General features: G+C 41.2%; 21 protein-coding genes and 2 pseudogenes. 6 read left to right on the forward strand and 17 right to left on the reverse strand.

Features of this window, described 5'->3' with window-relative positions:
* Positions 1-70: 70 nt before the first annotated feature.
* The gene (gene folD / locus PGX00_RS12915) at positions 71-928 is read left to right on the forward strand and encodes a bifunctional methylenetetrahydrofolate dehydrogenase/methenyltetrahydrofolate cyclohydrolase FolD (RefSeq protein ID WP_272137043.1); all 858 of its coding nucleotides are present in this window, start codon (positions 71-73) and stop codon (positions 926-928) included.
* 109 nt (positions 929-1,037) lie between these two features.
* Here the strand turns inward: folD and PGX00_RS12920 are convergent.
* The 10 genes and pseudogenes from PGX00_RS12920 to PGX00_RS12965 all read right to left on the reverse strand — a co-directional run bounded on the left by PGX00_RS12920 (position 1,038) and on the right by PGX00_RS12965 (position 10,201).
* Positions 1,038-2,008, reverse strand: a pseudogene (locus tag PGX00_RS12920) (lytic murein transglycosylase).
* 43 nt (positions 2,009-2,051) lie between these two features.
* Complete coding sequence (locus PGX00_RS12925) at positions 2,052-2,327, reverse strand: YcgL domain-containing protein (RefSeq protein ID WP_272137045.1); 276 nt, start codon at positions 2,325-2,327, stop codon at positions 2,052-2,054.
* Positions 2,328-2,335: 8 nt separating this feature from the next.
* Entirely contained in the window at positions 2,336-3,457 is a 1,122-nt protein-coding gene (rnd, locus tag PGX00_RS12930) for a ribonuclease D (protein WP_272137047.1), read from the reverse strand.
* A 125-nt stretch (positions 3,458-3,582) separates the two neighbouring features.
* Positions 3,583-5,298 carry a long-chain-fatty-acid--CoA ligase FadD gene (gene fadD / locus PGX00_RS12935; protein WP_272137049.1) on the reverse strand — a complete coding sequence of 572 codons (1,716 nt, stop codon included), beginning with the start codon at positions 5,296-5,298 and terminating at the stop codon, positions 3,583-3,585.
* Between the two features lie 168 nt (positions 5,299-5,466).
* Positions 5,467-6,345, reverse strand: a complete 879-nt coding sequence (locus tag PGX00_RS12940; protein WP_272137052.1) for an alpha/beta fold hydrolase — start codon at positions 6,343-6,345, stop codon at positions 5,467-5,469.
* On the reverse strand, positions 6,346-6,891 hold the full coding sequence (locus PGX00_RS12945) for a Slp family lipoprotein (RefSeq protein ID WP_272137054.1): 546 nt from the start codon (positions 6,889-6,891) through the stop codon (positions 6,346-6,348). It abuts the gene before it with no gap.
* Between the two features lie 38 nt (positions 6,892-6,929).
* A complete protein-coding gene (locus PGX00_RS12950) occupies positions 6,930-7,226 on the reverse strand; it encodes a chromosome partitioning protein ParA (protein ID WP_272137055.1) in 297 nt (98 codons plus the stop codon).
* Between the two features lie 25 nt (positions 7,227-7,251).
* Entirely contained in the window at positions 7,252-7,953 is a 702-nt protein-coding gene (tsaB, locus tag PGX00_RS12955; RefSeq protein ID WP_272137057.1) for a tRNA (adenosine(37)-N6)-threonylcarbamoyltransferase complex dimerization subunit type 1 TsaB, read from the reverse strand.
* 15 nt (positions 7,954-7,968) lie between these two features.
* Entirely contained in the window at positions 7,969-9,894 is a 1,926-nt protein-coding gene (locus PGX00_RS12960; RefSeq protein ID WP_272137059.1) for an ATP-dependent DNA helicase, read from the reverse strand.
* Between the two features lie 106 nt (positions 9,895-10,000).
* Entirely contained in the window at positions 10,001-10,201 is a 201-nt protein-coding gene (locus tag PGX00_RS12965; protein WP_272137061.1) for a hypothetical protein, read from the reverse strand.
* A 223-nt stretch (positions 10,202-10,424) separates the two neighbouring features.
* Between PGX00_RS12965 and purU the strand changes: the two genes are divergently transcribed.
* Positions 10,425-11,258 (forward strand): formyltetrahydrofolate deformylase, encoded by an 834-nt coding sequence (gene purU, locus PGX00_RS12970; RefSeq protein WP_272137063.1) that lies wholly within the window; start codon positions 10,425-10,427, stop codon positions 11,256-11,258.
* 57 nt (positions 11,259-11,315) lie between these two features.
* Here the strand turns inward: purU and motY are convergent, their stop codons facing one another.
* Positions 11,316-12,197, reverse strand: a complete 882-nt coding sequence (motY, locus tag PGX00_RS12975) for a flagellar protein MotY (protein ID WP_272137065.1) — start codon at positions 12,195-12,197, stop codon at positions 11,316-11,318.
* A 221-nt stretch (positions 12,198-12,418) separates the two neighbouring features.
* Here motY and rnt point away from each other — a divergent pair, with 221 nt between their 5' ends.
* Together rnt and PGX00_RS12985 are read left to right on the forward strand one after the other, a co-directional pair.
* Positions 12,419-13,069, forward strand: a complete 651-nt coding sequence (gene rnt / locus PGX00_RS12980) for a ribonuclease T (RefSeq protein WP_272137067.1) — start codon at positions 12,419-12,421, stop codon at positions 13,067-13,069.
* A gap of 33 nt (positions 13,070-13,102) precedes the next feature.
* Positions 13,103-14,425: a Na+/H+ antiporter family protein gene (locus PGX00_RS12985; RefSeq protein ID WP_272137069.1), complete on the forward strand. Its 1,323-nt coding sequence runs from the start codon at positions 13,103-13,105 to the stop codon at positions 14,423-14,425.
* 104 nt (positions 14,426-14,529) lie between these two features.
* Here the strand turns inward: PGX00_RS12985 and PGX00_RS12990 are convergent, their stop codons facing one another.
* On the reverse strand, positions 14,530-14,853 hold the full coding sequence (locus tag PGX00_RS12990) for a Grx4 family monothiol glutaredoxin (RefSeq protein ID WP_272137071.1): 324 nt from the start codon (positions 14,851-14,853) through the stop codon (positions 14,530-14,532).
* A gap of 295 nt (positions 14,854-15,148) precedes the next feature.
* On the opposite strand from PGX00_RS12990, the gene sodB reads away from it, so the two are divergent.
* Both sodB and PGX00_RS13000 read left to right on the forward strand, forming a co-directional pair.
* Positions 15,149-15,733, forward strand: coding sequence for a superoxide dismutase [Fe] (gene sodB / locus PGX00_RS12995; protein WP_272137073.1), 585 nt, complete (start codon positions 15,149-15,151; stop codon positions 15,731-15,733).
* Between the two features lie 269 nt (positions 15,734-16,002).
* Positions 16,003-17,115 (forward strand): annotated as a pseudogene (locus tag PGX00_RS13000) (multidrug effflux MFS transporter); the annotation flags it as partial.
* A gap of 191 nt (positions 17,116-17,306) precedes the next feature.
* Here PGX00_RS13000 and PGX00_RS13005 read toward each other — a convergent pair.
* The 5 genes from PGX00_RS13005 to odhB all read right to left on the reverse strand — a co-directional run bounded on the left by PGX00_RS13005 (position 17,307) and on the right by odhB (position 22,738).
* Complete coding sequence (locus PGX00_RS13005) at positions 17,307-18,392, reverse strand: TRAP transporter substrate-binding protein (protein ID WP_272137077.1); 1,086 nt, start codon at positions 18,390-18,392, stop codon at positions 17,307-17,309.
* Positions 18,393-18,532: 140 nt separating this feature from the next.
* Positions 18,533-19,099, reverse strand: a complete 567-nt coding sequence (locus tag PGX00_RS13010) for an NnrU family protein (protein WP_272137079.1) — start codon at positions 19,097-19,099, stop codon at positions 18,533-18,535.
* 143 nt (positions 19,100-19,242) lie between these two features.
* Positions 19,243-20,115, reverse strand: a complete 873-nt coding sequence (gene sucD, locus PGX00_RS13015; RefSeq protein WP_272137081.1) for a succinate--CoA ligase subunit alpha — start codon at positions 20,113-20,115, stop codon at positions 19,243-19,245.
* On the reverse strand, positions 20,115-21,281 hold the full coding sequence (gene sucC / locus PGX00_RS13020; protein ID WP_272137083.1) for an ADP-forming succinate--CoA ligase subunit beta: 1,167 nt from the start codon (positions 21,279-21,281) through the stop codon (positions 20,115-20,117). The genes sucD and sucC overlap by 1 nt, the downstream gene beginning before the upstream one ends.
* A 245-nt stretch (positions 21,282-21,526) precedes the next feature.
* Positions 21,527-22,738, reverse strand: a complete 1,212-nt coding sequence (odhB, locus tag PGX00_RS13025) for a 2-oxoglutarate dehydrogenase complex dihydrolipoyllysine-residue succinyltransferase (protein WP_272137085.1) — start codon at positions 22,736-22,738, stop codon at positions 21,527-21,529.
* Positions 22,739-22,747 lie beyond the last annotated feature (9 nt).

The following is a 22,747-nucleotide window of genomic DNA, read 5'->3' on the forward strand; positions in this document are numbered from 1 at the left end:
CGCAATAGACCTCGATGCAAATTTTTGCGACAATGCGCACGCTCTATTATTAATCAGATCAAGGGATCTTATGACTGCTCAAAATATCGATGGAAAGTTAATATCTCAGACCGTTCGCTCAGAAGTTGGGGCTCGTGTTAAAGCTCGTACCGAAGCAGGATTACGCGCACCAGGCTTAGCCGTGGTATTGGTAGGCGAAGACCCTGCATCTCAAGTATATGTCGGTAGCAAGCGTCGAGCTTGTGATGAGGTCGGTTTTGTCTCTAAGTCATTTGATTTGCCTGCAACAGCAAAAGAACAAGAATTATTAGATTTGGTTGAACAACTCAACAATGATGACGAAATAGACGGTATTTTGGTTCAATTGCCTCTCCCGGCAGGTATTGATAGTACGAAAGTACTTGAGCAAATTCTTCCAGAAAAAGATGTTGATGGGTTCCACCCATATAATGTAGGTCGACTAGCACAGCGTATCCCTAAGCTTCGTTCTTGCACACCGAAAGGAATCATTACCCTTTTGGACCGGTATAATATTGAGATGAGAGGCAAGCACGCCGTAATAGTGGGCGCGTCTAATATTGTTGGCCGCCCTATGACGCTAGAATTGTTACTCGCCGGGTGTACAACCACAACCTGCCACCGTTTTACCAAAGATTTAGAATCGTTTGTTCGACAAGCTGATGTTGTTGTTGTTGCGGTAGGTAAGGCTAACTTTATCCCCGGCAATTGGATTAAAGAGGGAGCTATCGTCGTTGATGTAGGCATCAACCGATTGGAAAATGGTAAACTGGCTGGTGATGTGGAATATGACGTTGCTAAGACAAGAGCGAGTTTCATTACGCCGGTTCCTGGTGGCGTAGGCCCTATGACTGTTGCTAGCTTAATCGAAAATACAATGATTGCTTGCGAACAATACAAAAAGGACTAATAAGAATAGAACCTATTTGTTTATAAAAAGTATCTTTAAAACATCGTTATTTCTAAATATAGAAATAACGATGTTTTTTATAGCTAGAGTACGACATCCCCAAACAGACTTATCTGATTTGATCCGCTAAATGGCTCACAGCCAAACCGAAGTAGTATGATCGGTTCCACTTCATCAATACTTGATAATTTTCGTATACCAAATAAGCTCGACCGCCTTCATCATCAGGGGCGATTAACCAAGCATCAATATCTTCACTGGTTTTAGGCAGTGCTGCACCATTAAGCCTTCGAACCCCAAGACCATTCCACTGTTGCAGTGTCTTTGCCTTTTCTTGTTGTCGACCTTGTAAACTAGAAGGCAAACCTTCCGGAACTTTAACCTGCCGCCCCCATGTATAGGTATCATTCCAACCATGACTTTTTAGATAATTAGCAGCCGATGCAAAAACATCAGCCTTAGTATTCCAAATGTCCTTTTTACCGTCACCATTACCATCTACAGCATAGTTAACAAAGGAGCTAGGCATAAACTGGCTCTGACCCATTGCGCCAGCCCAAGAGCCTTTCATGTTCGCGATAGAAATGTGCTTCTCTTCTAAAATAGTAAGCGCAGCCATTGTCTCTTTTTTAAAAAATGCTTCACGTCGTCCATCGTAGGCCAAGGTTGCAAGTGCATCAATGACATTGTATCCGCCTGTCAACTTACCAAAATTACTCTCAACTCCCCAAAGTGCGACAATAAAACGTGGTTGTACGCCATACTCTTTACCGATACGGTTAAGATCATCGTAATGCTTTTTATATAGAGATTTTGCTTGCTTGATTTTCCAATCGGGCACAGCTCTGGGGATATACTCGTCTAAGGTGAGTTTTTTTCCGGTTGATTTTTATCGGCTTTTATCGCTCTGGGTTTGTATTCAACATTAGCAAATGCACTTTCAAGAGTCTGCTCTGAAATACCGAGCTCTCTAGCCTCCTGTTTTAATGTTTTAACATATTCGCTGAACTCTATTTTATCTTCAGCAAATGCGGCTGATGTTAGGCCTAAACCCAACACTAACGTAGCAAGTTTTTTCAAATCTCTTTATCTCCTATACCAAACTGACTTTACGAAACTGAGCTTATTTTTGTTTTAATTTTTGCTCTTTGTATTTTTCTAACAAATTTTCTGGTGGTGGAGGAAGTTGAAGGAAAAAACCATCTTCTTGCATCGATTCCACCACTTTGTTGACATCGACTTGAGCCAATTTACGCCCTTCAAGTTTAATTACCATCACAAAGTGTGGCACACCAAACATTTCCATTAGCTCAGTAGGTACTTGAGAAAAATCATCTTTATTTGGGATGTACAGATAAGCACCCTCTTTTTTCTTACTTTTATATATCGAACACAACATAGATAGTATTAACCTTTTAATAAACCGTGCAACTTTTCACCTAAAATTTCTCTTCTCCAACCTACCATTAAATCGGGTAAGCTCGTAGGATCTTGTTGGGCACTCCAAGACCAACTAATAAGTTGATTAAGCTGTTTTTTCGAAGCTAGGAATTCACTCGCCAAACCGGATGATTGAGCAACCTGTTTTACTTCATCTTTCAGCATTTTGAAGATCTGTTTGTAACCAGGCTTGTCCATCAAACGTTCTATTTTGTCCGGCCATTCATCTTCACCTAGCATATCAGCCTGTTTTACAATCGTGATCACTTTTTCTCCGTGACGACGAATGGCTCTTTGATCAAAGCCTTCTTCATCCATTTGCTTAAGAGACTTGATACCGAGTCGTGCAACAGTCCAAAGATCTTGCTCTTTAAACACAAAATTAAGAGCCATGTCTCTTTTCAGCGCTTCTTGCAATCGCCACGTTGCAAGAGGCTTAAGAATAGAAAGTTGCTTCGGACTGAGTTGCCATGAACCTTTAATATCTTTGAATACTTTTTCAGGGTCGGTATCACAAGACCTTTTTTCAATTAGAAGCTCTGACTCTTGAATAGCCGCTTCACGCCAACCCGCTTGTTCCAATTTTTGATCGAGTTGCTTAAATAACGGCATCAAATAAAACACATCTGCAGCAGCATACTCTAACTGTCTCAGGCTCAATGGACGAGCAAGCCAATCCGTTCTAGATTCACTTTTGTCGAGTTCAACCTCTAAGTATTCGTTCACCAAAGTGGCAAAACCAGTCGATAGCCCATGACCTAAAAATGCAGCCATTATCTGAGTATCTATCATAGGGAATGGTGTACAACCAAAACTTTGCTTGAACACTTCAAGGTCTTCTCCACACGCATGAAGTACCTTCAGAACCGAACCATTCTTCAGCAGATTTTCAAATGAAGACATGTCTTCAATACATGACGGGTCGATAAGAGAAAGGTTTTCACCGTCATACAACTGAATCAACCCGAGTTGTGGGAAGTAGGTACGAGTGCGAACAAACTCGGTATCTAACATAATACTATCCACTTGGTTGGCTAAGCTGCATACGCTTTCAAGTGCTGAAGTTGTATCAATTATTTTGTAATTCACGAAAAGTCTCTATTAAAAATGCCGACTGTAATAGTCGGCATAGTAACATTGGATGAATACCAAGTAACTTAAAAATAAGGTCCTACCCTTAAGCGTACTTTGGTATATATCTGAACGGTAAACATCTAAGCAACAGCGCCTTCGCTGTTTTTCTCATTCGCAGCCTTACGTTTAGCTTCATCAGCATCACGTAATTCACGACGTAATATTTTACCTACGTTTGTTTTTGGTAATTCATCTCTAAATTCAATAATTTTCGGAACCTTGTAACCCGTAAGGTACTTGCGACAATGTTCCGTAATCTCGTGTGCCGTTACACTCGGGTCACGTTTAACAACAAAAATCTTAACAGCCTCTCCAGATACTTCATGCGGTTCACCAATAGCAGCAACCTCTAAGACTTTTCCATGCAGAGCGACAACATCTTCTATTTCATTTGGATAAACATTAAATCCGGAGACTAAAATCATATCCTTTTTACGGTCTACAATCGTAATGTAGCCCTTTTCGTCTATCTTAACGATATCGCCTGTAGACAACCATCCGTCTTCATCAATGGTGCTGCGAGTCGCCTCAGCTCTTTGCCAATAACCTTGCATTACTTGCGGTCCTTTGACCTGCAATTCGCCAATTTGATCCATCGGTAGTGGTTTATTCTCGTCATCAACGATACGAACATCGGTTGAACAAACAGGCATACCTATTGAACCATTATATTCAGTAAGGTTGTAAGGGTTTACCGAAACCAATGGAGAACATTCTGTCAATCCATAACCTTCCGCAAGTGCAACACCCGTTACCTTTTGCCACTTCTCTGCGACGGCTCTTTGTACCGCCATACCTCCACCTATAGTCAATTTCAGGTTACTAAAATTGAGCTCGTGGAAATCTTCATTGTTGACTAAAGCATTAAACAAGGTATTTACACCTGTTAAGGTCGTAAATTTGGTGTTTTGTAGCTCTTTTATAAATCCGGGAATGTCTCGAGGATTTGTAATCAGCAGGTTCTTACCACCAAATTCTATGAATAGTAAACAATTCACCGTAAGTGCAAACACATGGTAAAGAGGCAAAGCAGTAACAACCGTCTCTCTTCCATCTTTAAGCACTGCTCCATACACACCTTTTGACTGCATGACATTGGCAATCATATTACGGTGAGTCAAAATAGCCCCTTTAGCTACTCCTGTGGTACCACCCGTGTACTGCAAGAATGCTATATCTTCACCCGACATAAACGGTTTAACGTATTGCAGTCTGCGTCCTTTATATAGCGCTTTTCGAAAAGATATAGCACCAGGAAGATGGTACTTAGGGACCATACCCTTTACATACTTAACGACAAAGTCAACGATGGTACCTTTAGCTCTAGGTAACATCTGTCCTAGACTAGTAAGTACCACATTTTTGATAGGTGTGTTATCGACTATCTGCTCTAACGTATTGGCAAAATTTGAAACAATAACAATCGTAGTGGCACCCGAATCATTTAATTGGTGCTCTAATTCACGTGGTGTATACAGAGGGTTAACGTTAACCGCAATTAAACCTGCTCTTAAAATACCAAACAAAGCAACAGGATATTGTAGTAGGTTCGGCATCATTATCGCTACGCGTTCACCTTTATTTAACTTAAGATCATTTTGCAGATAAGCAGCGAAAGCGCGGCTTCGTTCTTCAAGCTTTCTATAGGTCATTACTGACCCCATATTTTCAAAAGCAGGTTGATCAGCGTAATTGCGTACCGCATTTTCGAACATCTCGATCAATGATGGATATTCGTCTGGATTTATCTCTTTAGGTACGTCACTTGGGTAATGTGAAAGCCAAGGTTTCTCCACGATTACACTCCTCGTTATTGGCAAATTTTAATCTAGCGAATAGTCACTTTGAGAATACTAACGATGTGTGTTTTACAATTAGTATCAGTGCATTCTTTAATTATTTTATTAACATTTCCATTACAACACAGCTTTGCAGTCATGGACACAAAACTATCAAACACTTGTTTAAATTTTGTTAACTAAGCCTAAAATAAGCTCTGATGTTAACTGAATTTGTTGAATATGACAGTGATGTCCACCGGGAATATATTCGACACTAAACTGTTCATTTTGTGCGGCAATGGGATGCTCTAACTCTAGTTCCGCTTGTTGTAATAGGTAATCGAATCCAGACTGTCCAAGTATAACCAAATGGGGACAGCGGACTTCTTTCATTATGGCTTCTGCATTTTTACGTGACATTCTAATTAAAGAATTTGCGTTTAATTTAGAGTCATGCCGCCATTTCCACACTTCACCATCAAATATGGTGCCTCTCTTTACAATTGGCATCACTTCTAGTCTTCTAAGATGATTTACTTTGGCGCGTACATCAACCATTTCATCGATACTAAAAAAATAGCGCTCTCGCTTTTCTCTTATCTGCTGTCGGCTAAATACGCCTTCTCGCAATCTCTTTACCGTATTATTAGGCGATTCTGATAACGGCCCGAAACCTTCTATTTGAACCAATCCAGCAACATTTTCAGGAAACGCAGCACTATAGCAAGTTGCTAAAAATGCACCAAGAGAATGTCCAACTAACAGCAATTTTTTCGGCGACAACGCGGTAATAAATTGATGAATATCATCAATATAATCAAAAAACTGGTAATAATTATCATCTTTCCGATGACTAGACAACCCGTGGCCAGGGAGATCAACCGCCACAAGATGCAGGTCAGGCATGATCTGGTGGCATTCTTTCATCAACTTGGTAAAACTTCCTGAATTATCCAACCATCCATGAATAAAAACGACCGCCATTTCGGCCGTTTCTGCGTCACCAAGCTCCATCGTTGCCAGTTCATTGTGTACGAGTGTGACTCTTTTTTCGGTAAACATTTATTTTACTTCCTGTACGACCTTTCCCTTACTAGGTAAACCTCTAGACCCACGGCAATATAATCCGTAGCAAGGTGACAAGTGACTTTCAATATCATGTACAACAACCGTTTCTTCTATACGCCATAGATGAAACCCTTTGATATCCATTATCCTAAATGACATCTCAAAATCATCTACTTTACCTTGTTCCTCTCCATCACTCACACCTAACAAAGTAACCAGACGTCCTTCCGAAAACGCCATTGACTCTAAGTAGCCATTGTAATAGCCAACATAACGGCCTGCTGGTTCGGAGTTTAAATTCGGTTTGCCTGAGCTGTTAATGGGCATGTTAACAACTTCTATTCGAGTTTTGTCTTTTAGATTTGTGACATTCGCGATAATACCGCCAAGTCGAACTTCATTATTCTGATCAACAGGAGACTCTAACCACTGTTGATAATCCGTTATCACATTCTCATTGGACGTTGACAACGACTCAGGTAGCGATGAGCAAGCAGATAATAAAGCAACACAGATAAGTGAGCTAATTAATTTAAACATGACTTTCCCCCTAAACTACTAATTAAAAGCGAACGACATTAAATATAGATATCGACACCAATCAATTTTGCTAACTCTTCTTTTTTTGAACGGTTATAAATATCCATATACTCTTCCATTGCTTTGCGAGATTGCCCTTCGGGAAGATCATATTGAATCTGAACTTTCTCTAGTTCAGATTCACTGAGCTGTCTTATGGATTGAGATACTGCGGCGGCAACCTTAGTAGTTTGCACAACGCTACCACCAGCTTGCTCTTTTTTTAAAGCACCTTTTTTGGCCGCTTTCTGGTTTTTTTGGATAACCGCTGGTGTTAGACCATTAATCGTCACCATATAAAGACCTTTCTATTTTTTATCGTTACTCTCTGCCAGGGAGTTTTTTCCATGTCACTTTGTCGCGCAGATAAACCGGACTTGATTCTTCAGCAGTGGTTGTATTTCCTTTTTCAAATTCAAACCGTGCTAAAAACGCAATATCCATCGCTTCTGGATAGAGAACATTGCCTTCCTCTCCCTCTAATTTTAGTCCAGATAATTCTTGTTGGTACGCCGCCCATCCCGTCCCGGCTAATGCCCATGAATGTGCGTCAGCTTCCACATTTTCAACTAACTTTTGCGGTGCAATAACACACTCGTCATCGATGCTTAACCATTCACCGTTTTCTTGGCGTGAAAAACGTCCCCAATATACTTCACTCATACGCGCATCAATGGCACAAGCTGCATTTTTAGTTCCATTTAGACGGTAGGTGGCTTGCGCCATAGCCGCTAAAGTAGAAACACCGATCATTGGTAAATTAGCACCAAACGCCAAACCTTGCGCTATGCCAATACCAATTCTAACACCAGTAAAGCTACCAGGGCCTCGCCCATAGGCTAATACATCAACCTCGTGAAGCTTAACGCCAGCTTCATTAAGTACTTCATCAACCATGGGTAATATTTTTGTCGTGTGTCCTCGTGGAGACACCTCACTGCGATAAAAAGTTTGATCGCCCACTGTTAATGCTACAGAGCAATTTTCAGTGGATGTATCTAAGGCAAGGATTTTTGCGCTCATTTACGCCTCAAGTCATTATGTATTTGATTGAGATAGTTGTTCAAGAAATTCAGTAACCTGTTTGAGATCCCTCGTTCTAGGAATAGGCGGTAAGCTTTGTAAAAAAACACCACCGTAATCTCGTGTTACTAGGCGATTATCACAGATAATCAATACGCCTTTATCTTTTCTATCTCGGATTAATCGTCCAACCCCTTGTTTCAGTGTGATCACGGCATCGGGTAACTGAACTTGCGAAAAAGGCTCTCCTCCGCTGAGTTTACAGTCCTCTATACGTGCTTTTAGCAACGGATCATCAGGGGCAGTAAATGGTAATTTGTCGATAATAACACAGCTTAGCGTATCGCCTCTAACATCAATCCCTTCCCAAAATGCGCCAGTGGCAACAAGTAATGCATTTCCAAGCTCCATAAATTCAGCAAGAAGCTTCTGCTTACTGGTTTCACCCTGCATCAAAATCGGAATATTCAGTACCGCACGAAAGCCTTCTGAGAGCTCCTTCATCATGCTATGCGAGGTACAAAGAAAAAAACATCGACCATTATTTTTCTCGATAACTGGTGCTAGCATTTCTACCAGTTTATCCGACAGACCCACGCTATTAGGCTCCGGTAAATATCTTGGTACACACAATTTTGCCTGAGTTTGATAATCAAAAGGACTAGGAAGAGAAAACTGCTCTGTTGGCTGTAAACCTAAACGGCGAGTAAAGTGACCAAAATCATCGGACACAGCTAATGTTGCTGAAGTGAAAATCCAACTTCCGTCTTTAAGCTCTACCTGTTCTTTAAATTTATCCGCAACAGAAAGTGGCGTAATATGCAAACTAAAGTGACGTGGTGACATATCATACCAATATGAATACCCCGTAATAGACACATCGCATACTCTGTCTATTCTAGCCTTTAGTACATTCGCTCTTTCAAAGGCTGTATCTAATAACTGGCTACGACCTAAAGCTAACTTTAGTACATCGATCGCTAAATCTAATCCGTCTCGAAGTCGGGCGAGTTCTCGCACAATTGGTTCAGACTTTAACGCTTCACGCCAGTTGCCTCTAAAACCAGTATCTCCCAATGCTATACGCATATCCATGGCGGACTGGGCAAGCCGTACAGATACTTTTTGCAGTTGTCTCATGTCACGGGCTTCAGTTCTATAGCCTATCTCAATATCTTTAGAGAGCTCCTGCAACTGCTTACTAGAAACCGATTGCCCAAAATACTGGCTTGCAATATCTGGCAGTTGATGTGCTTCATCAAAGATGAACACATCCGCGTCTGGAATCAATTCGCCAAACCCTGTTTCTTTTATCGCCAAATCAGCTAAGAATAAATGATGATTGACCACGATCACGTCAGAGTCCATTGCTCGCTTTCTGGCTTTGAGAACGAAGCACTCTTGAAAGCTTGGACATTCTTTACCAAGGCAGTTTTCATTGGTTGATGTAATAGTGGGAATTACTGGGCTATCTTCTGCTATTTCTTCACAGTCACCTAAATCACCGCTTTTTGTCGCAGAAGACCAACTACGTACTTTTACAAGTTGTGTTAATAAGGTGGGATCAGCCTCATTGGTGTGGCTTTCAACCAATTGACGACTCAATCGATCTAAACACAGATAATTCGAGCGACCTTTTAATAAAGCTACCTGCCCATAATAACCTAGTGCATCGACCATCAATGGTAAATCGCGGTGAAATAACTGTTCTTGAAGGTTTTTAGACCCTGTACTAATAATGACTTTTTTACCGCTGAGCAATGCAGGCACTAAATAGGCAAATGTCTTGCCTGTACCTGTGCCAGCTTCAACAACAAGCTGTGATTTATTTTTGATTGCCTTATCAACAGCCTCTGCCATGTCTAGCTGTGCTTGTCTTGCAGAAAAACCAGGTATAGCCTTGCCAAGCGCACCGTCGGCCGAAAAAGTTTTGCTTATCATTTAATTACAAGGGAAGAGAAACTTAGCCAAGATTATGTCAGGTTTACGGGGTTGGTGCGAATAGAGAATCTATCCACACCAAAAATTGAATGGAATAAAAGGTATTTTATTTACGATGTAGATACCTAGACAACCAAGCTGGACCTTCAAAATCATCATGTTCAGACATAATGGCTTTCGCTGCTTCAGCTGGTGTTGTTCTGCTTTCCCAAAGCTCTGACATAGTTTCATCATCAATTTCTTGAGAGCCGACCATGCTATTTATTCTTTGGCCATATAGTTTACGAGCAAGTAATTCTTTATCCATAACGTAGTACCTCATGATAATGTGTGTCAAACAACGCTTAAAAAACTAGCCAATAAGATGCATACTGCATTCGATTTTTATTTATATTTTGTTGAAACTATAACGAGAATAGATTAATTATAGAGCTAATATTGTGCCACGGATCACTAAACAGAAAAGCCGTGAGCTTTTAAATATATTTTAATAATTTTACATAATTTGTACTTTCGGAAGTAAAAAAATAATGGAAAAGAAGACCTTACTGACCCATTGCAGCGATGCACCCGGTCTAATAGCCAAAATAACCAACATCTGTTACAAGCACCAGCTAAACATAATCCATAACAATGAGTATGTAGATAACGCTAGCGGTCACTTTTTCATGCGTACTGAGTTAGAGGGTTACTTTAATGATAAGACATTCCTCGCCGATCTTGATCAAGCCCTTCCAAAAGGCACAAAAAGGAAATTAGTGAGCTCATTACGAAAGAAAGTCGTTATTCTTGTCACTAAAGAATCACACTGCTTGGGTGATATCCTGATGAAAGCATACGATGGCAGCCTAGGAGTCGATATCGCTGCAGTTGTAGGTAACTATGACTCATTGCAAGGTTTAACAGAAAAATTCGATATCCCTTACCATCACGTTTCTCATGTTGACTTAACTCGTGAAGAACATGAAGAAAAAATGCTCAAGGTTATCGATAGCTACGAAGCAGACTATTTGGTACTAGCAAAATACATGCGTGTGTTAACACCTAGCTTTGTAGAAAGCTATCATCATAAGATCATTAATATTCACCATAGCTTCTTACCCGCGTTTATTGGGGCAAAGCCTTATCAACAAGCTTATGACAGAGGTGTGAAGATTATTGGTGCAACGGCGCACTTTGTAACCAATGATCTAGATGAAGGTCCGATTATCAAACAGGACGTAATACCAGTAGATCACAACTTCAGTGCAAGCGATATGGCACAAGCAGGGCGAGACGTTGAGAAGAGTGTGTTAAGTAAAGCGCTAACTAAAGTAGTTAACGACCATGTATTTGTATACGGAAATAAAACCGTTATTTTGTAATCAACACACAATATATAAAAAAGGCAGCTAAGGCTGCCTTTTTTGTCTTCTTCAATTTTAAACTGACGTCCTTCCTAATGAAATGACTACCCGCCTATTTTGGTCTTTACCTATAGGAGAAGCATTGTCCGCGATAGGTCTTCGTTCACCATATCCTTGAATCTGAATTCTTTTGTCCTTCAACCCTATTGACTTGAAATAATCTTTTAAGACAACAGCTCGTCGCTCAGACAATGATTGATTCACGTCTTTATCACCACTAGAGTCGGTATAAGCCGATACTAAAACAAGGTCAATATCTTGGTTATATTTAATGTAATCAGCTATTTGATATAAACGTTTTTGAGATGCTTTATTTAGTTGATCGCTATTTCTGTCATAGTGCAAAATGGTAAATGAAATATCTTCAAAACTGTATGGAAGTAACTGACTCAAACAAAAAGTAAAAGCGTCATATTTTTGCTGAAACGTTACCGATGATAAAGAGACTTCAACTCTTTGGTTTCGACTTAACCAATCAGCATAACTAAAAGTTGGATATCGTCCTTTTTCTAACTCTGACAGAATGCCCCAAGCTGTTTGTCCTCCGACATAACCATCAAATTGCTTGAAAAATTTCATTGTATTCATTCTGTCTGCGCTTTCCCCAGGACGCCATGCAGGAGGCAAAGAAACCAAGCTAACACTGCGTGTTTCACCCATTGGGCGACGCATTTTAAGTTCAAAATCTAGATTAATTTTCTTGCTTGCCCGCGATGAAAATTCTGCCTGACCATAATGCGGAATAGGATGCACAAGGCGGCATTCTAATGGGCTATTTACCACCATTTCCCATTTTGACTGCTCGGGTGCTGCCGCATAGCGGACAGCCGTTGCCTCTGAAATTGGCGATATCAGAGCAGAAGTAACAAAAGCACTTAACGCAATCCGTTTTTTCATAACAACTAAAACTCTTCATTCAGAAACGGCAAGTTACTGCCGTTTTACTAGGAAAACCAGTCCATTTATTTACTAACTTCCTCTACATTATATTCCCTGTTGCAAAAACTCAGCCAAGTTATAGAAAGAGAATTGATTTTAACCATTTTTCTTACGGCTAGAATCTGCAATAATGCGTCCCCTATCACACTTACCTGTATATCAAAAAATTATAAGTAACCATGACTGTAGAAAACGAAGAGTTCACCCTTAAAAAACGCTTTCGCGGCTATTTCCCAGTCGTTATTGATGTAGAGACTGCTGGTTTTAATGCAAGAACCGATGCACTTTTGGAAATCTGCGCTGTAACACTAAAAATGGATGAAAATGGTGACCTTCAACCTGCATCTACAATTCATTTTCATATCGAACCTTTTGAAGGTGCTAATATAGAAAAAGAAGCGTTAGAATTTAATGGTATTCGCGACCCATTCAGCCCTCTACGAGGTGCGGTACATGAATCCGAAGCGTTAAAAGAGATATACAAGCTAGTTAGAAAAGAACAGAAACAAGCCGATTGCAGCCGTGCCATCATGGTTGCACACAATGCAACATTCGATCATAGCTTCGTCATGCAAGCCAGTGAACGTTGTAAATTAAAAAGAGTCCCCTTTCATCCCTTTGCTACTTTTGATACTGCTGCCTTAAGTGGATTAGCTTACGGCCAAACGGTTTTGGCTAAAGCATGCAAAACAGCCGGGTTGGAATTTGACAATAAAGAAGCTCACTCTGCCTTATATGACACAGAAAGAACGGCAGAGTTATTCTGCGGAATAGTCAACAAGTGGAAAGCCTTAGGTGGCTGGCCGCTTAACCAAGACGAAACCGAATAACAATAATACAAACACAACTCAAACGAGATTAATATGAATCCTGTAGTTATTTCAGTATGTATCATGCTGTTACTAGCACTAATGAGAGTCAACGTTGTCGTCGCTCTTACCTTTAGTGCCATAATCGGCGGTCTTGTCTCAGGAATGAGCCTGAACGATGCCGTTTCCGCTTTTGAAAGTGGTCTAGGTGGCGGTGCTACTATCGCTCTAAGTTACGCAATGCTAGGTACTTTTGCCGTTGCCATATCCAAGTCAGGCCTAACCGACTTACTGGCACAAAACGTCATTAAACGCATTCACGGTAAAGAGAACGGAGCTGCTTCAACAGGGCTAAAATATGCCGTTATTTGTGCGTTAATTCTTGTGACCATGTCATCACAAAACGTCATTCCTGTACACATCGCCTTTATTCCAATTTTGATTCCACCTCTATTAGGCGTATTTGCAAAACTCAAACTTGACCGTCGTCTTATCGCCTGTGTACTCACGTTTGGTCTCGTAACACCTTATATGGTTCTCCCTATTGGCTTTGGTGGTATTTTCTTAAACAATATTCTCCTTAAGAGCCTACATGACAATGGTTTGCCTGATGTTGTAGCAAGTCAGGTACCTACGGCTATGATGCTTCCAGGTCTGGGGATGATATTTGGACTACTCGTTGCTATCTTGGTGACCTACCGAAAACCTCGTGAGTATAAAGAAACGGAACTCACTACGGTTCATACTGAAATTCAAATAGACAAGAGAAACATCGTAATTGCAGCCATTGCTATTATCGTTGCACTCGGCGCGCAACTGTCTACTGGATCGATGATTATTGGTGGTTTAGCTGGCTTCATGGTGTTCACTTTTGGTGGTGTTATTGCGTGGAAAGAGACACAAGATGTGTTCACACGTGGTGTCCATATGATGGCGATGATAGGTTTTATTATGATTGCAGCGGCTGGTTTTGCCGCGGTAATGAAACAGAGTGGTGGTGTTGAAACCTTGGTCGAAGCGCTATCGACAAGTATCGGTGACAACAAAGCGTTAGCTGCTTTACTTATGCTTATTGTGGGTTTATTGGTCACGATGGGTATCGGTTCTTCTTTCTCGACAATCCCAATTATTGCAACCATCTATGTACCACTAGCCATTGCATTTGGCTTTTCTCCAATGGCAACTATTGCTCTTGTTGGTACCGCTGCGGCGCTTGGTGACGCAGGTTCACCCGCTTCAGACTCTACCTTAGGGCCAACCTCCGGCCTAAACGCTGATGGGCAGCACGAGCACGTATGGGAAACTGTTGTACCAACATTTCTTCATTATAATATTCCATTGATTATATTTGGTTGGATTGCGGCAATGGTGCTTTAGACAGTCTCCATAAAGATAAGCCAAACGGCAAGCACAAAAAAACCAGTCATTTTGAAGTGACTGGTTTTTTTATACTGAGGCTATTTTCGCTACAAAGAGAAAACTTACTCCGCTTTTGCAGCTGCTTCTTTAATTAGAGGTTGTAATTCGCCTTTCTGGAACATCTCTAGGATAATATCGCAACCACCAATTAGCTCACCACCAATCCACAATTGTGGGAAAGTAGGCCATTGAGCGTAGGCTGGTAGTTCTGCGCGAATATCTGGGTTTTGTAAGATATCTACATAAGCAAACTGCTCACCACACGCCATCAACGCTTGTGAAGCTTGAGATGAAAAACCACAGCTCGGTAGTTTAGGCGAACCTTTCATATAGAGTAGGATCGAGTTTTCTTCGATCTGCTGTTTAATTTTATCGATAGTTTCCATTATCTTCACACCATACTTTTTGAGACTTAACATTTTCGACATATTCTACTTGTTTGCGCAAGAATAAAAAGCACAATATAAATAGGGTTATGTACTATGCTTACTTTTCCAAACTGTCCTTACTTATGCAAACTATGTTTCATAAGTGACAAATTTAAGTTTTTTTGTTAATAAGCTTTTAATAAAGTAAAAACTTGATAAACTAGTTGGCAAGTCAGTCATTTTGACGAAATAAAAATAATTATTGGAAGCAATCGAAAGAGAGAGCTCTTTCAAATCAATGGAGAATCCGGCAATGGCTTTTGAATTACCAGCACTTCCTTTTGCAAAAGATGCACTAGAACCACACATCTCTGCAGAGACACTCGATTTTCACCACGGTAAGCATCACAACACTTACGTTGTTAAGCTTAACGGTCTTATTCCTGGTACTGAATTTGAAAACAAATCACTAGAAGAGATCATCAAAACGTCTTCTGCTGGTATTTTCAATAACGCAGCTCAAATTTGGAACCACACATTCTACTGGCATTGTCTAGCACCTAATGCAGGTGGCGAACCAACAGGTGCAGTTGCAGACGCAATTGCGGCATCATTTGGTTCTTTCGAAGCGTTCAAAGCTAAGTTCACTGATTCTGCAATTAACAACTTTGGCTCATCATGGACTTGGCTTGTTAAGAAAGCGGACGGCTCATTAGACATTGTTAATACCTCTAACGCTGCAACGCCACTAACAGATGAAGGTATAACACCGCTACTGACTGTAGACTTGTGGGAACACGCTTATTACATCGATTACCGTAACGTACGTCCTGACTATATGAATGGTTTCTGGGCACTCGTTAACTGGGCATTTGTAGAAGAAAACCTCGCTAAGTAAATAAGTATCCCTTAAATAAAAAGCTGACTTTTGTCAGCTTTTTTAGTTTGCTCTTCCCTAAGATAAAATCTAAGATATTCCTCCTAACTAGTTAAACCACCTTCGATAACATTTGTGTTCCTGACAATAGTCATTTTGTAGTCGTCATCAAACATTCTGATGGTATCTAATAGACAAATTTTCACTTAATATTATTCAACCTTCTTAGGACGCTTTCACTCGCTTCTTTTTCAACATCACACCAACACATAGAGTTTATTGGATAAATAATGCCTACACCTTTTCAATGGAAATCTGTCTTACTCGCTGGACTGATTGTTAGTATAGGGCAGTTCAGTATGGGATTGGTATTCCCATCCTTACCATGGATAGCCCAAGATTTTTCAATCACTTCTGACGATGCACAATTATTAATATCTGTTTATCTACTTGGATTTGGACCATCTCAGTTAATTTATGGGCCGATTTCTGATGCTTTAGGTCGAAAACCGGTATTAATCACCGGGTTAACCTTAGCTATTTTAGGATTGTCTATTGTCGTTGGCGGCAGCCAATCGTTTGACATGTTAGTTATTGGTCGTTTTATACAAGGTCTAGGAGCAGGGTGCTGCGCTGTATTAGCCAGAGCATCATTGAGAGACTCGTACGATGGTGCTAATTTACCGAGAGCCCTTTCATGGGTCACTATTGTTGCGTCCTTCACACCTATTATTGCACCCGTGCTAGGAGGCTTCATAAACCACAGTTTCGGTTGGTTAGCTGTTTTTATTGCGCTACTTTCCTACATCTCATTGGTACTTATTTTATTACTTTTTCTTTTCACTGAAACACTACCAACTAAGAAACCGCTACCAAATGTTAGAGCGATGCTCTCTACCTATAAAAGTTTAATCACGTCTCAGTACTTTTTAAGTTTCGCTACTATCGGCTGGTTTAATTTTAGTCTGATCGTCGTTTCCATCTCCGTAATGCCATTTATAATGCAGATTCAAATCGGCATGACATCAGACCAATATGCCTTGTGGGCATTGATCCCGGCATGTGGACTCTTAGTTGGAGGAACAATTTGTAATAGAATCCGCCCAATTATCGGTACGAAAAAAATGCTATTTTGTGCTCCTATAATTCACCTAACGGCCGGAATATGGTTAGTATGTGCACCATTAAATCCTATGGCAATGATGTTCGGACAGTTTCTTCTTACTATGGGTAACGGCATTGCTTTCCCCTGCGCTCAGACCCAGTTACTCGTCCCCTACAAAGAAAAGGCTGGCTCCGTTGCCGCTCTATCTGGAGGAGGTCAAATGACCTTCTCTGCTCTATTTAGCATGGTATTGATGAGCCTAGGTATTCAGCAAGCATGGCATCTAGGTTTAGTTGTGGGGGGTTAGCAACGCTTAGTGCTATAAGTATGTGGTTTGGTTTCAGATCTCAACCCGTGTAATACTAATTGGATCAATTAGATGATAAGAGTACATTCGATTCAGCAAGCACATTTTAGAGTTTCACCGACAAACATAAAAAAGCTCGGTGAACACCGAGCTTTCTACACTACATATTAGTGACCATGTGGTTATTTAACCGCGCTGCTATCCAAATACGCTTTAGTCGAAATATCTGTCCAAGCGCGAACCCTTTTAAGGTAAGTCGCTTGCGAATCGATAATTTTCTTCGCTAACTCATCTTTGGCTGCAAACTCTTCAAGAAGCGTATCTTTTTCTTGGCGCATTCTTTCTAATACGGCTGGTGGGAAATCACGTACTTTGATATCTGGGTTATCAGTAAGCATTTTCTCCCAACTCGTCGCATTTGCGTCAATCGCTTGCGTGTACATATCAAATGCCGCAACACGGAAAGAGGTTTCCAAAATAATTTGCAGATCTTTAGGCAACTTATCCCACGCTTTCTTATTCACTAGGAATTGAGTTTCAGACCCTGGCTCATGCCAAGCTGTATAGTAGTAAGGTGCGATATTTTGAAAGCCCATTCTTAGGTCAAACGCTGGACCAACCCACTCTAGAGCATCGATAGTACCGCGCTCAAGCGAAGTATATAGCTCACCAGGTGCAATGTTGGTTGGTTTTGCGCCTACGCGTGCAAACACTTCACCGGCAAATCCAGGAATACGCATTTTCAAGCCTTGAAGGTCTTCGATAGAATTAATTTCTTTTTTAAACCAACCACCCATTTGAATATCTGAGTTACCACCAGGGAATGAAAGCAAATTATGAGGGGCATACACCTCTTGCATCAATTCCATGCCGCCGCCACGATAAAACCAAGCGTATTGCTCTGTCGTCATCATGCCGAAAGGCATTGAAGAGAAATAAAGCGTATTAGGTACTTTGCCTTTCCAATAATAAGAGCTTGAATGACCTAAATCATATTGCCCAGATTTCACCATATCAAACACGCCAAGTGGTGCCTTATGCTTGTTCGCTGAATCAATACGGATTTGCAGACGACCATTCGACATTTCATTCGCTAATTTGGCCATATTTTTACTGGCGTCACCTAATATTGGTGTATTTGGGCCCCACGTTTCAGCAAGTTTTAATCGGTAAACCTTTTCTGCTGCCTGAGCAGAAAGTGAAAAGGCAGCAAGCGCTGTAATAGCTACTGTTTTTAGTAACAACTTAACTCTATTTTGGGATTTCATCCATTCCTCTATATTTTTTGTTCTCAACTTGTATAGATATATTTACGGCATCCACCATCAAGGTCAAGTAATATTTACGACATGTATAAAAAAACGATGCTTTCGCATCGCTTTTAGTCTAAACCTGAATAAATCTATGTTTATGTCAGTGGCATACCAATCAATTTACCATGCAAAAACATTATGAACGCCCCTGTTAACAATACACCAATCACGACAGCGATGATGTCATTCACCCCTGATGGTTTTAAACCCGGTAGCGCTCTCTGTTCGCGTTTTTTCATCGAAATCCTATCCATTACGGCCCAGGCTAGAAAAGCACCAAATAGGATAACATCAGCCAACATTCCATTTACCATTAAGTGGCTTAACGCCCATAATTTCACTGCGATCAGTTGTGGATGCTTGGTAACTTGCTTTATTTTTCCGGGGAAATATGGTGCGACAAAAAGGATCATTGCCGGTAGCATCAATAAGTAAGTGGCGTGGCGGAACCAAGAAGGCGAAACATACAAAAGCACAGGGTCCATACGAAGTGCATTGTAACCGACAGCAATAAAGTAGATTCCCGCGATGGATGCTAATGAATACATAGCTTTCCAACCTAATGCGCTTTTCTCCACCATTTTTTCTCTTATCGATGGGAAAAATATTGATGCACAATGCATCCCTAAAAATAGAAATAGTCCTAACAGTAAACTAAACATGACGCGGCTTCCTTATGATGACCATGAACACCACTACGTTGGTGAGATTTCTGGTCTGTATTTGATTTTTATAGTAAGTCCAAAATAAAAAAAGCCCGAACAATCGTTCAAGCTTCTTATCATTTATAGCGATTATGTAATGATTACCAGCCAGTCACTTCACGAAGTGCTTTACCAATATCCGCTAAACTTTTTACTGTTTTTACGCCAGCAGATTCTAATGCAGCAAATTTGTCTTCTGCTGTACCTTTACCACCAGAGATAATTGCCCCTGCATGACCCATACGCTTACCTGGAGGCGCTGTAACACCAGCAATGTAAGATACGACAGGTTTAGTGACATTGTCTTTAATAAATGCAGCGGCTTCTTCTTCCGCTGTACCACCAATCTCACCAATCATTACGATAGCTTCTGTTTCTGGATCTTCTTGGAATAACTGAAGAATATCGATGAAGTTTGAACCCGGGATAGGGTCTCCACCAATACCAACACAGGTTGATTGTCCGAAACCTTCATCCGTCGTCTGTTTAACCGCTTCATAAGTCAACGTACCAGAGCGAGAAACGATACCTACTTTACCCTTTTTATGAATGTGACCCGGCATGATACCGATTTTACATTCGTCCGGAGTAATAACTCCTGGGCAGTTAGGGCCAATCATGCGCACACCAGCTTCATCTAAACGTACTTTTACATCAAGAAGATCCAGTGTCGGGATGCCTTCTGTAATCGTTACTATTAACTTGATACCAGCGTCGATGGCTTCAAGAATGGCATCTTTACAGAAAGGTGCAGGTACATAAATAACCGACGCAGTTGCGCCTGTTTCTTTTACTGCGTCACGAACCGTATTGAAAACAGGTAAGCCTAAGTGAGTTTGCCCACCTTTGCCCGGAGAAACACCGCCGACCATTTGCGTACCGTAATCGATCGCTTGCTCCGAGTGAAAAGTACCTTGACCACCAGTAAAACCTTGGCAAATAACCTTGGTATTTTTATCAATTAATACAGACATTATTTGCCCTCCGCTGCTGCAACTACTTTTTCCGCTGCTTCTTTTAGCGAGTTCGCGGCAATGATGTTTAATCCACTTTCAGCCAATTTCTTTGAGCCGAGCGGAGCGTTATTACCTTCAAGTCGAACGACAACAGGAACCTGAACGCCCACTTCTTCGACAGCACCGATAATGCCGTCAGCAATTAAGTCACAACGCACAATCCCACCGAAAATATTAACAAGTACGGCTTTTACGTTATCGTCTGATAAGATGATCTTAAATGCTTCTGTAACGCGCTCTTTCGTCGCACCACCACCAACATCTAGAAAGTTAGCTGGCTGTCCACCATGAAGGTTGACAATATCCATCGTACCCATAGCTAAACCGGCACCGTTAACCATACAGCCAATGCTGCCATCAAGTGCAACATAGTTGAGTTCCCACTGAGCAGCATGCGCTTCACGTTCATCTTCTTGAGATGGATCATGCATTTCGCGTAGCTTAGGCTGACGGTACATTGCATTCGAATCAATGTTAATTTTTCCGTCCAAGCAGAGAAGGCTGCCGTCGCCAGTAATCACTAATGGGTTAATTTCCAAAAGTGCCAAATCATACTGAGCAAACATATTAGCAAGGCCCATAAAGATTTGAGTAAACTGCTTAATTTGATTCCCTTCAAGACCAAGCTTAAATGCGAGCTCACGCCCTTGATAAGCTTGAGGCCCTACTAGTGGGTCAATAGCGGCTTTATGAATAAGCTCAGGAGTCTCTTCAGCTACTTTCTCAATCTCAACACCACCTTCCGTAGACGCCATAAATACAATACGGCGTGAAGAACGGTCTACAACGGCACCAAGGTATAACTCATTCGCGATACTAGAAGCTTCTTCAACCAAAATTTTAGTTACTGGTTGGCCATTGGCATCTGTTTGGTAAGTCACTAAGTTTTTACCTAGCCACTTTTGCGCAAATCCTTTTACGCCATCTTTGGTGTCATGTAGCTCTACACCACCGGCTTTACCACGTCCACCTGCGTGAACCTGACATTTTACAACTTTTTTCTCGGTACTAATACGGCCTGCCGCTTCGAAAGCTTCTTGGGGAGTATCACAAGCGTAGCCTTCTGGTACTGGCAATCCGAACTCAGCAAATAGCTGTTTCGCTTGATATTCATGCAAATTCATTGTGCTATTCCATTTTCCTATCCCTTAAGGGATTATTATTTCCATAAGGTGCTCAATATTATTCATAGTATTAAACAACATTGTGGCTGCCTTCACGTAGGTAAGGTACTTCTAAACTGGTCGTTAATGGATTTACTCCGATTAAGATAAAACCATACTCGTAAAAACGGGTTGTATCCTAAAATAACTCGAGTTTATAAAAAGAGTCAGACGTTGAGCGTGCCTGACCCCATTTTCTTTATCGCTTATACGTCAAGTAACAAGCGAGCTGGGTCTTCAAGTAACTCTTTGATTGTCACTAGGAAGCCAACCGATTCTTTTCCATCAATTAAACGATGGTCATAGGATAGCGCTAGGTACATCATTGGTAAAATTTCTACTTTCCCATTAACCGCCATCGGACGATCTTGGATTTTATGCATTCCTAATATGGCGGCTTGTGGTGGGTTAATGATAGGAGTAGACATTAGTGACCCAAATACACCACCATTTGTGATGGTGAAATTACCACCCATCAGCTCTTCAACTTTTAGCTTGCCATCACGGCCTTTAATTGCCAGCTCTTTGATACCTTTTTCAATATCGGCCATACCAAGCATATCGCAATCTTTAAGTACTGGTGTCACTAAGCCACGAGGAGTAGATACCGCCATACTAATATCAAAATAGTTGTGATAAACAATCTCATCACCATCGATAGACGCATTCACTTCAGGATAACGTTTTAACGCTTCAGTCACCGCTTTTACATAGAAAGACATGAAACCTAAACGAACATCATGACGTTTCTCGAATTGCTCTTGATACTGCTTGCGAAGTTCCATAATTGGCTTCATGTTAACTTCGTTAAACGTCGTTAGCATCGCCGTGCTGTTCTTAGCTTCTAACAAACGCTTAGCGACAGTTTTGCGAAGACGGGTCATTGGCACGCGTTTCTGGCTACGAGCCGCTGCAGGCGCTTCAACAACTGGAGCTGCAGTTTCTACTTTAGGTGCTGACTTCGCATTAGCTAAGTAAGCATCAACATCTTCACGGGTAATTCGACCGCCAACACCGGTGCCTTTTACTTGGCTCGACTGAATGCTGTGCTCAGCCAGTAAGCGACGAATCGCAGGGCTTAATGCGTCATTGGACTCTTCTGTCAAAGACGCTTTATGGCGTTGATCCGGTGAAGCTTCTGTCGTTGTTGTCGTATCTGCTGTAGGCTCACCAGCGACGGCACCCGGCTTAATTTTCGCAATAAGTTGTTTAGAAAGTACCGTTGCACCTTCTTCTTCTATGATGGCTTCTAACACACCCGCCTCTGGAGCCGGTACTTCCAAAACCACTTTATCCGTTTCAATATCAACAATTACTTCATCACGAGCTACTGCTTCACCAGGTTTTTTATGCCATGTAGCAACCGTTGCGTCTGCAACGGATTCAGGCAAATCTGGAACCAGAATTTCAATTGTCATAGTTTAATC

This window comes from Vibrio algarum, assembly GCF_028204155.1.
Taxonomy (GTDB): domain Bacteria; phylum Pseudomonadota; class Gammaproteobacteria; order Enterobacterales; family Vibrionaceae; genus Vibrio; species Vibrio algarum.